This window comes from Actinoplanes sp. NPDC023801 (assembly GCF_040639655.1).
Taxonomy (GTDB): domain Bacteria; phylum Actinomycetota; class Actinomycetes; order Mycobacteriales; family Micromonosporaceae; genus Actinoplanes.
On the sequence record NZ_JBFAAI010000001.1, the window covers coordinates 164,573 to 176,957 of the forward strand.

The 12,385-nt window shown below is 71.7% G+C and carries 13 protein-coding genes; 10 read left to right on the forward strand and 3 right to left on the reverse strand.

What is annotated here, in order from left to right:
• Nucleotides 1-63: 63 nt before the first annotated feature.
• The gene (locus AB0G04_RS00750; RefSeq protein WP_360974122.1) at nt 64-891 is read right to left on the reverse strand and encodes a UbiA family prenyltransferase; all 828 of its coding nucleotides are present in this window, start codon (nt 889-891) and stop codon (nt 64-66) included.
• A 48-nt stretch (nt 892-939) separates the two neighbouring features.
• On the opposite strand from AB0G04_RS00750, the gene AB0G04_RS00755 reads away from it, so the two are divergent.
• From AB0G04_RS00755 to AB0G04_RS00770, 4 genes are read left to right on the forward strand one after another with little or no spacing between them, the layout of a single operon-like run.
• Nucleotides 940-1,647: a methyltransferase domain-containing protein gene (locus AB0G04_RS00755; RefSeq protein ID WP_360974125.1), complete on the forward strand. Its 708-nt coding sequence runs from the start codon at nt 940-942 to the stop codon at nt 1,645-1,647.
• Entirely contained in the window at nt 1,637-2,791 is a 1,155-nt protein-coding gene (locus AB0G04_RS00760; protein ID WP_360974128.1) for an acyl-CoA dehydrogenase family protein, read from the forward strand. The genes AB0G04_RS00755 and AB0G04_RS00760 overlap by 11 nt, the downstream gene beginning before the upstream one ends.
• Nucleotides 2,785-3,843, forward strand: a complete 1,059-nt coding sequence (locus AB0G04_RS00765) for a type III polyketide synthase (RefSeq protein ID WP_360974131.1) — start codon at nt 2,785-2,787, stop codon at nt 3,841-3,843. Before AB0G04_RS00760 ends, AB0G04_RS00765 begins: the two co-directional genes overlap by 7 nt.
• Complete coding sequence (locus AB0G04_RS00770; protein WP_360974134.1) at nt 3,840-4,289, forward strand: DUF6023 family protein; 450 nt, start codon at nt 3,840-3,842, stop codon at nt 4,287-4,289. The genes AB0G04_RS00765 and AB0G04_RS00770 overlap by 4 nt, the downstream gene beginning before the upstream one ends.
• A gap of 201 nt (nt 4,290-4,490) precedes the next feature.
• Here the strand turns inward: AB0G04_RS00770 and AB0G04_RS00775 are convergent, their stop codons facing one another.
• On the reverse strand, nt 4,491-5,270 hold the full coding sequence (locus tag AB0G04_RS00775; RefSeq protein WP_360974137.1) for a hypothetical protein: 780 nt from the start codon (nt 5,268-5,270) through the stop codon (nt 4,491-4,493).
• Nucleotides 5,271-5,619: 349 nt separating this feature from the next.
• On the opposite strand from AB0G04_RS00775, the gene AB0G04_RS00780 reads away from it, so the two are divergent.
• From AB0G04_RS00780 to AB0G04_RS00805, 6 genes are all read left to right on the forward strand, one after another.
• Complete coding sequence (locus tag AB0G04_RS00780; protein WP_014447856.1) at nt 5,620-6,105, forward strand: CarD family transcriptional regulator; 486 nt, start codon at nt 5,620-5,622, stop codon at nt 6,103-6,105.
• A 45-nt stretch (nt 6,106-6,150) separates the two neighbouring features.
• Nucleotides 6,151-6,846, forward strand: a complete 696-nt coding sequence (ispD, locus tag AB0G04_RS00785; protein ID WP_360976177.1) for a 2-C-methyl-D-erythritol 4-phosphate cytidylyltransferase — start codon at nt 6,151-6,153, stop codon at nt 6,844-6,846.
• A gap of 10 nt (nt 6,847-6,856) precedes the next feature.
• Nucleotides 6,857-7,348 carry a 2-C-methyl-D-erythritol 2,4-cyclodiphosphate synthase gene (gene ispF, locus AB0G04_RS00790; protein WP_360974140.1) on the forward strand — a complete coding sequence of 164 codons (492 nt, stop codon included), beginning with the start codon at nt 6,857-6,859 and terminating at the stop codon, nt 7,346-7,348.
• 41 nt (nt 7,349-7,389) lie between these two features.
• Nucleotides 7,390-8,496, forward strand: coding sequence for a tetratricopeptide repeat protein (locus AB0G04_RS00795; RefSeq protein WP_360976180.1), 1,107 nt, complete (start codon nt 7,390-7,392; stop codon nt 8,494-8,496).
• 119 nt (nt 8,497-8,615) lie between these two features.
• Nucleotides 8,616-9,458, forward strand: a complete 843-nt coding sequence (locus AB0G04_RS00800; protein ID WP_360974143.1) for a hypothetical protein — start codon at nt 8,616-8,618, stop codon at nt 9,456-9,458.
• 106 nt (nt 9,459-9,564) lie between these two features.
• Nucleotides 9,565-10,944, forward strand: a complete 1,380-nt coding sequence (locus tag AB0G04_RS00805) for a PQQ-binding-like beta-propeller repeat protein (RefSeq protein WP_360974146.1) — start codon at nt 9,565-9,567, stop codon at nt 10,942-10,944.
• Nucleotides 10,945-11,052: 108 nt separating this feature from the next.
• Here the strand turns inward: AB0G04_RS00805 and AB0G04_RS00810 are convergent, their stop codons facing one another.
• Nucleotides 11,053-12,381 (reverse strand): ROK family transcriptional regulator, encoded by a 1,329-nt coding sequence (locus tag AB0G04_RS00810; RefSeq protein WP_360974150.1) that lies wholly within the window; start codon nt 12,379-12,381, stop codon nt 11,053-11,055.
• Between the last annotated feature and the right edge of the window lie 4 nt (nt 12,382-12,385).

Sequence of the window (12,385 nt, forward strand, 5' to 3'; positions counted from 1 at the left end):
TAGAGGGCGACGATCGCGCGCGTGCGGGGACCCATCCATCAGGCCGCCGGGCCGCTGAGAACCTCAGGTCACCCGGCCGCTGAGGACCAGTAGCAGGACGTCGATCAGGGCCACCACGACGACCGCCCGGAAGAGCGCGACCGGGCGTCCCTCGGTACGGCGTGCCGCGTACCAGCCCCATGGCAGGACCACGACGGCGGCCGCACCCGCGGCCAGGCCCGACCACGACGGCGGCCCGGGTGGCCCGAGGACCAGCGTGAGCGTCGCGCCGAGCAGGAGCAACGCGGCGGCCAGCTGTGATCCCGTCGCGCCGATGCGATGTGGCAGACCGCGGATGCCGGTGGCCGCGTCGTCGGCCAGGTCGGGCAGCACGTTGGCGAAGTGTGCGCCGCCGCCGAGCAGGGCGCCGGCCGCGATCAGCCAGACCGGTGGAGCCGGGGCGCCGGGCAGTGCCAGCACCACGAAGGCCGGCAGCAGACCGAAAGAGATCAGATAGGGGAGCACTGAGAACGCGGTGTTCTTCAGCGGCCAGTCGTAGAGCAGGGCGACCACCATGGCGACCGAGATCGCCAGCGTGGCCGGAAGACCCAGAGGCAGGGCGAGGATGGGTACGGCCAGCGCGGCGAGCAGTCCGGCGATTCCGGCGGTACGCGCGGAGACCGCCCCCGACGCGACCGGCTTGTCGAGCCGCCCGCTGGCCCGGTCGCGTTCCGCGTCCAGCCAGTCGTTGACCCAGCCCACCGCCAGCTGGGTGGCGGCCACCGTCGCGGCGACGGTGGCCAGCCGCCACCCGCGGTGCCCCGCCCCGGCGGCCAGCAGCGTCATGGCCACGGTGACCGCGCCGCCCGGTTCCGGATGTGCCGATCTGAGCAGTGCGAGCGCGCGGGACATGACTCGTAAGTGTGGCCGCTTCGGCCGTACCGTGCCAGGCTCGATCACATGCCGTCGATGCAGCGCAACGATCCGCGTCAGTACGACGACCTCGCCGCCGAGTGGTGGCGCCCCGATGGACCCTTCGCTCTGCTTCAATGGCTGGCCGCCGCCCGCGCGGCCCTGATCCCGCCCGCCGACGCGCCCGGCCGTGTCCTGATCGACGCCGGGTGCGGTGGCGGGCTGCTCGCCCCGTACGTACGCGACAAGGGCTACCAGCACATCGGCGTCGACCTGGGCCGGGCCGGCCTGGCGCAGGCCGCGCCGCACGGGATGACCCCGCTCAACGGGGACGTGACGGCACTGCCGCTGGCCTCGCGCAGCGCCGACGTGGTGGTCGCCGGCGAGATCCTGGAACACGTCACCGACCTGCCCGCGACGGTGGCCGAGCTGTGCCGGGTGCTGCGGCCGGGCGGCCTGATGGTGCTGGACACGGTCAACGACACCCGGCTGGCCCGGCTGATCACGGTGACGCTCGGCGAGCGTTTCGGCGTGGTGCCGGCGGGCCTGCACGACCCGGCGCTGTTCGTGTCGCCGGACCGGCTGGTGACCGAGTTCACGCGCCACGGCGTGAATCTGACGGTGCGAGGGGTACGTCCGGGGCTGGTGGGACTGTTCCGCTGGCTGGTGCTGCGGCAGGCGGTCACCGGACGGATCGTCCCCACCTTCTCCACAGCGGTTCTCTACCAGGCGACGGGACGGCGGCATGCTGGATGAGGCACGACGACTGGCGCCGCGTTTCGCGGCCCGGGCGGCCGATACCGACCGGGACGGCACGTTCCCCGTCGACGACTTCGCCGACCTGAGGAACGCCGGTTTCTTCGGGCTGATGGTCCCGGCGCGGCTCGGCGGGGCCGGTGCCGGATTCGCCGAGTACGCCGAGGTCGCCTACGAGCTGGCCCGGGGCAACGGCGCGACTGCTCTGGTCTTCAACATGCACGCCTCGGTCACCGGCGCCCTCAGCGGCGTCACCGACGAACTGGCCGAGGCGCTCGGCCTGCCGGCGGACGCCCTGGCCGCCCGCGACCAGCATCTGAAGGCGGCCGCCGGCGGCAGCTGGTACGCGGTCGCGATGAGCGAACGGGGTGCGGGTTCCCGGCTGTCCCGTCTCACCACCACGTATGAACCGGTGGACGGCGGATACCGGATCCGGGGCGCCAAGACGTTCTGTTCCGGCGCCGGGCATGCGGACGCGTACCTGATCGCCGCCCGCAGTGCCGGCGACCCGTCCCAGGTCTCGCAGTTCCTGGTCCCGGCCGGCGACGGTCTGCGCGTGGAACCGACGTGGGACGCCCTCGGCATGCGCGCCACCTCCTCCCACGATCTGCACGTCGATGTCACCGTCCCGGCCGCCGCCCTGCTCGGCGGGGTCGAGGGCCTCGCCCTGGCGGTGGCCCAGCTGGCGCCGCACTGGATGGTGGCCAGCTACGCCGCCGTCTACGTCGGCGTGGCGCGGGCCGCCGTGGACGCCGCCGTCGAACACGTCCTGGCCCGCAGCCTGACCGGGCTGCCGGCCGTGCGCGCCCGGATCGGCCGGGCCGACGCCGCGGTCGCCGCCGCCCATCTGGTGGTCCGGGAAGCGGCCCGCCGGGTCGACGAGGCACCCGGTGACGCCGAGACGAACCGTTGGGTGTGGCGCGCGAAACTGCTCGCCGGAAGCACTGCCTCCGAGGTGGCGTCGTCGATGCTGGAAGCCGCCGGGACGTCCGCGATGCGTCGCGGTCATCCGCTGGAGCGTCTCTACCGGGACGCGCGGGCCGGTTCACTGCAGCCGGCCACGAGCGACGTCTGCGCCGACTGGCTCGGGGTGGACGCGCTCGGCGGCGACCCCGACACCGACGGTGTGGCTCCGCGATGGTGACGGCGGTGATCAGCGGTCTGGGTGTGGCGTTGCCACCCGCGAACGCACAGGACGACCTTTGGGACGGTTACTTCGCCGGACATTACGCGGGGCCCCGCAACGGCCTGGCCCGGCGGATCTTCGCCAATTCCGGGGTACGCACGAGGCAGGCCGCCGTCAGTCCGCTGCTGGAGGACGTCTCGGAGTGGTCCACCGAACGCCGGATGCGCCGCTACCAGGCCGAGGTCATGCCGCTGGGCAAGGCGGCCGTCGGCCGGGCCCTCGCCGACGCCGGGATCGAGGCCGGTGATCTGGGACTGTTCGCGGTCTGCTCGTGCACCGGATACGCCACTCCCGGCGTGGACATCCTGCTCGCCCGGGACATGGGCATGTCACCGAACGTGCAACGGCTCTTCGTCGGGCACATGGGCTGCTACGCGGCGCTCCCGGGCCTCGGCACGGTCAGCGACTTCGTCACCGCCCGCGGCCGCCCGGCCCTGCTGCTGTGCGCCGAGCTGACCAGCCTGCACCTGCAGCCTCCCGGTTCCCGGACGGACATCCAGCAGATGGTCTCCCACGCGCTGTTCTCCGACGCCGCGGCCGCCGTCGTGGTCACGCCAGGCCGTCCGGGGTACGCCGTCCGCGAGGTCGCCGCGATCACCGACACCTCCACGGCCGACCACATGACCTGGGAGGTCACCGACCAGGGTTTTCGGATGGGGCTCTCGCCGAGGGTGCCGTCGGTGCTCGCCGCGCACGTCCGTGGTCTCGTCGAACGGGTCCTGACCGCTCACGGCCGGACCATCGCCGACGTCGACGGCTGGGCCGTGCACCCGGGCGGTCCCAAGATCCTCGACGTCGTTCAGGAGCAGCTCGGCCTCGACGACACCGCTCTGGCCGCATCCCGGGCGGTGCTCGCCGCTCACGGCAACTGCTCCTCGCCCACCGTGCTGCTGGTCCTCGACGAGCTGCGCCGCCGCCCGAACCCCCCGAAATCGATCATCATGCTCGCCTTCGGGCCGGGCCTCACGCTCTATGTCACCCTTCTGGAGGGCTCTACTCTCGCAGCGTGAGCGTCGAACGGGGACACGGCGCCGTGCTGCACGCACTCGCCACACTGATCCTGGCAGCCGGCGTCTTCTGGTGGTGGCGTGCCGCGCCGCACCCGGACGTCGACACCCGGCTGGTCGACTGGCGGCGTGCCGCCGAACAGCTGCTGCCCGACGTCGGTGACCACGAGCTGGCCAACACGCTGGCCCTGGAAGCCGAGGCCGGCCATGAGGAGGTCGTCGACGTCGAACAGGGCGGCTTCCTGCTGTCGGTCGTCTGCGCGGGCGGCGACGGCAGCCGGATACGGGTGAGCCTCGGCAACGGCTCGGGCCGCGGGATGCGCTGCTCCGGAGCCCGCACCCCAGAGGTCTTCTCGGTGAGTCTCATCGACCAGATGCGCCTGAAGGTCACCGTCGAATCCACCGGGCCGGTCGTCTTCCGCTACGCCCTGCAGCGTTCCAGCGGGTGATCTCGCCCGCCACGATCACGGGCTCCGGCGGGCGCAAGTGGCTGCCTGAAGTCAAGAGCCCGGCCTTGCTCAAGAACGCAGCCGCATGAGGCCGGCGGTCGCTGGAGACCTGAAGGGGCACCTGCGCCGCGTAGTAGGCCCGGGTGCTGCGTTGGTGCTGTCGGGTTCTGCGTGTTTCGTACCGAAGAAGGGGTTTGGTCGTTATAGGCGAGACAGATCGGGGCGGATCGTCTCCACCGACGCGGTTCGCTGGTGGACCCGGACGATCTTGCCGAGGGAGTCGACCAGAGCCACCGCGGCAGTGCCGTCAGGGGTGCCGACGCCCAGCTGACCACGAAGCGTGTCGGTCTGGTCGTGCAGGAAGACCAGCGTCTTGCCGTCGGCTGCCGGGGTGCGGGCGGTGGGTAGTACGTCGGAAGCCGACACGCCGGTCGACGGCTTGATCGAGGAGACCACCAGGATCGTGATGCCGGGACGCGACGCCGCGACCGTGTCGGTGATCAGCTTCGCGCAGTCGCAACCCTCGGTGAGCAGCACCACGGCGGGCAACCGGCCTCGGACCGAGACCGCCTCACCGTCGGCCGTGTCGATCAGATCCATCGCGGGCAGCTTCTCTATAGGGGTCTCGTTGGTGCTCGAGGTGCGCTGGGTGGCCGGCTGCCTGGGCGGGCCGGGCCAGGCCGATGCGAACAGGCTGGCCACCGTGACGAGCACGGCCATCGCGATGATCAGGGTGGGAGTGCGCACCAGGAAGGTGCCGAACCGGCGGAGCCGGCGGACCGGTGGCCTCCGGGCCAGGCGCTGCATGCGGGTGAGCGGGGGGCCGGTGCGCAACTCGGCTCGCACGGCCGCGACCTCGTCGGCGAGTTCGGCGAGATCGTCGGGGACGACGATCACTCCCCACTCGTCGGGGAAGTCGGGGAGATCGTCCGGGGTCCCGCCCCCGGGCGGCCTGCCGCCGTTGTCGCTCGCGCCAGCCATGACTCAACCTCCCCCCTGGCCGACCAGATCTTGCTTCGGTCGGGGACTCCCGTCCAGCCTCCCCCACGTGGGGCTGCATCGCCAGTGGTGCACTGATGCGGACCTTAGCGATAAGCTTGATCTCACAAAGCCATCAGGTCCGAAATTCCCGACTTGGCAAGCGCGGGCTCGTTGGTGGAAGCCGTGACGGTCGCGTCACGTTGCGTTACTTAGGCAGCTTCCGGCTTCGCTGTCAAGCGGTAGAAAGCCCCATCACAGGGCCTCTGAGCTGCACTAACAGTGACCGTCAGGGCGAGACACGGCCGCCTGGGCGTGTTACCCTAGACACAGCGAAAGGGGTTTCGAACCTATGGTTTTCAGTGTCGGCGAGACCGTTGTTTACCCCCACCACGGGGCCGCACTCATCGAGGCAATCGAGACTAGGGTCATCAAGGGCGTTGAAAGGCAGTATCTCGTTCTGCGTGTCGCCCAGGGCGATCTGACTGTTCGAGTGCCCGCTGAGAACGCCGAAGAAGTCGGCGTGCGCGAAGTGGTTGGCGAGGAAGGCCTCGGCAAGGTCTTCGACGTCCTCCGCGCACCGCACACCGAGGAGCCGACCAACTGGTCGCGGCGCTACAAGGCAAACCTGGAGAAGCTCGCTTCCGGTAACCCGCTCAAGGTCGCGGAAGTTGTTCGTGACCTTTGGCGTCGTGAGCGTGAGCGTGGCCTGTCGGCGGGTGAGAAGCGGATGCTCGCCAAGGCTCGTGACATTCTGGTCGGTGAGGTCGCCCTCGCTGAGAAGAGCACCAAGGATGAGGCCGAGGTCCTGCTCGACAAGGTCCTCACCGAGGCCTGATCCAGCGACGCCATCCCTCTTCATATCGTGTCCGACGACGGCGACGTGACCGCGCAGCTCAATGCTCGCGGTGACGTCGCCGTCGTCGTTCCGGCGGCCGGTGCCGGTGTGCGGCTCGGGCCCGGTGCTCCCAAGGCTTTACGCCTTCTCGAAGGCGAGCCGCTTCTCGTCCACGCCATCCGCCGGACGGCCGCCGCGCCGTCGGTCCGGATGATCGTGGTGGCCGCTCCACCCGCCGACGTCGAGGCCGTGCATGACCTGCTCGCGCCGATCGCGCCGGTCACCGTGGTGGCCGGCGGCGCAGAACGGCAGGACTCGGTCTCCGCCGCGCTCGCGGTCGTTCCCGGCGACATCGGGATCGTGCTGGTGCACGACGCCGCCCGTTGCCTGGCACCTCCCGACCTTTTCGAGCGTGTCGCGGCCGCGGTTCGCGACGGGGCCGACGCGGTCATCCCGTCACTCCCCGTGATCGACACGATCAAGGAGGTCGCCGCCGACGGCACGGTGCTCGGCACCGTCGACCGGTCGGTGCTGCGGGCCGTTCAGACGCCGCAGGGCTTCCGCGCCACGGTGCTGCGGGCCGCCCACGCTGCCGCCGCCGACCTGCACACCGACGACGCCGGGGCGGTCGAGAAACTGGGCCGTCCGGTGATCTGCGTCCCCGGGTCCGACTTCGCGTTGAAGATCACCCGGCCGATCGACCTGGCCCTCGCCACCCACGTGCTGAGCCTCGAGCCCTAGGCTTCACCGCGTGATCATTCCGCGGGTCGGCATCGGTACCGACGTTCACGCCTTCGACCCCGAGCGCCCCTGCTGGGTGGCCGGTCTGCACTGGCCCGGCGAACCCGGGCTGGCCGGGCACTCCGACGCGGACGTCGCCGCGCACGCCGCCTGCGACGCCCTGCTCTCCGCCGCCGGACTCGGTGATCTGGGCAGCAACTACGGCACCAGCCGGCCGGAGTGGGCCGGAGCGGCCGGGGTCACCCTGCTCGCCGAGTCGGCCCGCCGGGTCCGCGCCGCCGGCTTCGCGATCGGCAACGTCTCCATCCAGGTGATCGGCAACCACCCGAAGATCGGCAAGCGCCGGGCCGAAGCCGAGAAGGTGCTCTCCGACGCGGCCGGCGCTCCGGTGACCGTGGCCGGCACCACCACCGACGGCCTCGGGCTCACCGGCCGCGGTGAAGGACTCGCCGGAATCGCGGTGGCGATAGTCCTTCCGGACGCCGCACCCCGACTGACGTGATTTCCAGGTAGACGGCCTACGCTCGGCAGGTGCCCGCCCCCATGGAGCCCGACACCACGCCGGAGGAACACCGGCAGCGCGCCCTGTTGCTCGCCGACCTCGGCCGCTACGACGAGGCCGCGGACGAGATCGCGGCCGGACTGACCGCCGAGCCGCACGAGGTCAACCTCCTCGCCACCCTCGCCCGCATCCACCTCGCCGCCGAACAGCCCGCCGAAGCTCTCGCCGCGGCCGACCGCGCCGCCGCGGCCCACCCGGAGGCGCTGCCCGCCCTGGTGGCACGGGCCATGGCGCTCACCGACAGCCGGCGATACGCCGACGCCGCACAGATCGCCGCCGAGATCCTGAGCAGGTGGCCCGACGACCCGTACGCGCAACGCACCGGCGCCGCGCTCCTCAGCGAGTCACGCAACGGCCAGGAAGCGCTCAACGCCGCCTGGAACGGCGTCAAGGTCGCGCCGGCCGAAGCCGAAGCCCACCTGGTGCTGGCCCTGGTCGCGGCTCGGCTGCGCCTGTTCGACCTGGCACAGCGGGCCTACGGGGAGGCACTCGAACTCGACTCGGCGATCGCCGACGCGAGCCGGGAGGCCGGCATCGTCCGGTTCGAACGGCGCCGCTGGGCGCAGGCCCTCGAGGACCTCGCCGAGGAGGCATCGCTCAGCGCACCCCAGGAGCCGGTTCCCGCTAACACCACCGAAACTCCCGGCACCCCCCCGGCCGCCACACCCACTGCCCCGCCGGTGAGCCGGCCCACCCGCCCGGTGCTGGACATCTCCGGGGAATCCGCGGAGGCGGTCCGGGAAACCGTCCGGTACGGCGCCGGCGGCACCATCGTCGCCGCGGTTCTGTCCGCCGCGATGACCCTGACCAGCACCGGCATCTCGCGGGTCTGGGCCGGTCTGATCGGTGTCCTCGTCTTCGGTGCGGTGATCTTCTGGTTCCGGGGGCGCCTTCCCGAGCCGGCCAGGGTGGTGCTGCCGCGGCTGCGGAACAGCGATCGCAACCTCGCGGTCGCGGTCTACCTGACCTTTGCGGCGCCGCTCTTCCTTCTCGCGTACGCCGTGGTCGGCGGGCCGATTCCGCTGGTCGCCGGGATGCTCACGGCTGCCGTGGCGGAGCTGCTGACGCTTGTCGGGAAACGCCGCTGACTCCTCGCCCGGCCGGCTGATCCGTCACTGCGGAACGGGTCTTGTTGTCCGGTCGGGCTGGGAAGTGACATAACGGACTTGGTTGTCCGCATCTCACGGCGTCTATTAGGTTCGGAAACGTGTCAACGATGGTGCCTCCGCTGTACGCCGGGCTGGTCGATGACGCTTCCCTGCTCCCACCCAGCCCCGTCGGGCTCACCGACGCCGTCGCTAAACACCGCGAGCACGCCACCGCCTGGTACCGCGGGCTGGTCGGCTCGCTTCTCGTACCCGCTTCCATCGTCGGCACCGAACAGGTGCCCCGGCTCACCGCCGGTCTGATCGGCGACGTACCGGCCGCCGCCCTCCCCGCCACCGTCGAGAAACTGCGCGCCTCCGGAGTCGTCGTCGAGCACGTCGAAGCCGCCGTCGCCCGCCGCGGTGAGGACCCGCAACCCGGCGTCGCCACCCTCTGCGAATTCGCCGCCGCGCAGAACGGCCTGCCCCTGTACGCCGAGATCCCGCTCAGCTGGGGACTGCTCGCCGCACTCGACTCGGTCGCCGCGGCACGGTCCGGCGGACTGTCGATCGCGCCCAAGTTCCGGGTCGGTGGCCTGGCCGCGGAACTGTTCCCCACCCCCGTCGAGCTCGCCGCGGTCATCTGCGCCTGCCGGGACCGGGAACTGCCGTTCAAACTCGCGGCCGGGCTGCGGCACGCCACCCGGCACACCGACCCGGAGACCGGCTTCACCCACCACGGGTTCCTCAACGTCCTGGTCGCCACCGTGGTCGCCGCCGACGGAGGTGAGGTCGCCGAAGTCGCCGAGGCGCTCGCGGCCACCCACCCGGTCCCGTTGGTCGAGCCGGCCCGCGCCCACCGGCACGCGCCACGCCCCCTGTTCGTCGGATTCGGCGCCGCCAACGTGGTCGAACCACTCACCGAACTCGTCCGCCTGGGGCTGATCAACGGCGGGTACGAGTAGCGCCGCAGTCCCGCCGGGGACACGGTTCGCGCGATGTATCCCCGGAGCGTGCCCGTCATCTGCCCGGTGGTGAGGTCATCCGTACGGACCTGGAATACTCTCGGCCGTGAACCGGGTGCTGCTGCGAATCATGGCGGCCGCGCTTCTGCTGGTGGTTAGCGGCCTGATCGGCTGGCGTGTGCTGGCTCCCGCGGAGCTGTCGGCGAGCGCCAGGACGCCGAACCCTCCCACACCGTCGGCCGTGCTCCTCGGCGTGACGAGCCGTCTCAACATCGCGCCGCTGATCGTCGACGGCCGGGTGCGCGTGTACGCCGCGAAGCATCAGGTGAAAGCGGACGGGCCGGTCACCGCGCGAACCGTCTACACCGCCCGCTGGTCGTTCCGCCGCTGGCCCCAGCAGCTCAGTGCGGTGGTGGCGAGCGGCACCACGGTCGTCACCCGGTGGTCCGACGGGAAACTGGTGGCGATCGACGCGCGTACCGGAAAAGTGACCTGGCGGGCCGACGGTCCGGCGGCGCCCGGCTATGCCGGACACCGGACCGGCGCCGCGGCGGTCTGGAACCCTCCGGGCCTGCGTCTGGCCGGCGGCACCCTCGTGGTCACCGAGGGACAGAGCCTTTCCGGGTACGCCGTGAGCAACGGCCGGCCGATCTGGGCGGCCACCGTCCCGGCCGGGTGCTCCGGAGGCCTCACCACCAGCGGTGGGGCGTACCTCTGCGCGACCGGTGTCTATGAGGCGACGTCGGGTGTCCCGCTCACCGGGTGGCCGGCCGGTCCGTACACGCCGGTCGGATGTGTCACCTCCGGGTGCGATGCCGTCCGGGACGGGGCCGGGCAGGCCTGGCTCGTCACCGGTGCCGAACCGCGCCGCGTGCCGGCCCTCGACGACCCGGCCGCCACGCTCGCCGCCGGTGTCGTGCTCACCTCCACCACCTCGCACTCCGCGTCTCCCGTCGCTCCGTCGCCGGCTGCTTTGCCCACCCCGGCGTCGTCCGGCGTCTCCGCGACGCCGGCCCCGGGGTCTTCCAGCGCCACCGCGGCGTTGCCGGCCCTGTGGTCTTCCAGTGCCACCGCAGCGCTGCCGACATCGAAGGCCCCGCCGGTGGATGCCGGAACCTCCGGGTCCGGGAACCCACAGTCGTCCTATTCCGCAGAGATCGCCGCGCGGTCTGTGGACGGAGCGACATTGTGGATAACCTCCGGGCCGGTCCGGGTGCTGGGGGCAGACTTGCGGACGGTGCTGCTGCTGACGCCGGACAACATGCTGAAGGGAGTGGATGCCCAGACCGGAGCGCTGAAGTATTCGTTCCCGATGACGTTCCCACCCGACAAGGCGGACAGCACCGACTGGAAGCCGGGCCTTTATCACGTGACCGACGGGTTCCTGTCGATGGAGCGTCTGAACCGGGATGCGCCGGACGACCCGGAGTCGCCGGTCTACTACCTCACCCTCGACGCCGTCCTGGTCACCGCGCTTCCTGACTGACAACGGCCTGACGGGAAACGATCGGCTCAGAACGGCCCGGCCGAGAGAACGGCCCGGCCGAGAGAACGGCCCGGCTGAGGCGGCTTGAGGTGGCCTGGGGCCGCCGGGTCACGTCAGGCGGGGGAGCAGGGCCGACCATGCCTCCTCGGCCGCGCCAGCGATCGGGCCCTCGTCGTCGGGGAGAGCTGCCGGAAGGATCGGCGGCGGTGAGTCGCGGTGGATCAGCATGAGGCCGTCGCGGTACGCGGCATCGATCGACTCGGGAACTGTGGCCAGCAGGTCGACCCCAAGACCGCCCAGCGTGACCAGGTCCGGGTCGAGAGCGTTGACCAGGCCCGCGATGCCTCTGCCGAGGGCGATTCCGACGGTTCGGACCGCCTCTACGGCGGCGATCGGATCGGTGTCCGGGCCCGCCTCGCCGGAACTGTACGGACTGGCGATCGGGGGACCGGCCGTGGCGTCGGCTCCTGCAGGCCGGCTGCGATCGGCGAGGCGGCCGGCGGTCAGCGAGGAGGGATCCAGCGGCACGGGGTCCGGTGACGGGGCAGCGGCGGACGGCGGCAGGCCGGCCAGGTCCTGGCGGGCACGCTGTGCGGTCAGTGCGCGGGCCGCGGTGGCGATCACCCGGCGGGCGTAGGTGACCGGGTCGCGGGGGCGTGGAGCACCGAGGAGGCGGGCCAGAGCGGTGCCGTCGACGGTGGTGCCCCAGCAGCCGTTTGCTCCGCAACCGCAGCGTACGGCGGGGTCGCCGAAGGGCATGTGGCCGAATTCGCCGGCGGCTCCGTGTGCGCCGATCACCGGGCGGCCGTCCTCGATAACGGCACCGCCCAGGCCGGCCTCGATGCGCAGATGCAGGGCCACAGCCGCGCCGGCTGCTGCACCTCGGAGGTGTTCGGCGGTGGCGGCCAGCGTGGCGTCGTTGCCGGCTACCAGGAGGCCGGCTTCGGGCCACAGGTCGTTCAGGTCGATGCCGTGCCAGTCGGATTTGAACGCTTCCAGGCGCAGGCTTCGGGAGACCGGTCCGGGGACGGAGATGCCGATGGCGCGCAGCCTTCGGCCGTACCGCGTGGTCAGGTCTTTGATCGCGGCTGTGACCGCCGCGCGGACGTCTGCCCATCGGGGGTCGCCGTGCCGTTCGGCGATGGAGGCGGCGGTGGCCCCGCCCAGTTCGACGACGTCGAGCCGCCACGCCTCGTGGGTGATGGCGAGCGCCAGGACGAGAGGGCCGTCGGGGTGTGGCAGCAGAACGGTGGTGGGACGGCCCCGAGTACCGCTCGGTGCGGCCGGGGCCTGGGTGAGGAGGGCGGCACGGCTGAGTTTGGTGACGAGTTCGGTGGCGGCGCCGGTACCGATGCCGAGCATGCGGGCAGCGTCGGCCCGGGTCACGCCGGGGTGGCGGTGCACTATGCGGAGCAGTTCGGTGGAGCGCGTCGTCACAATC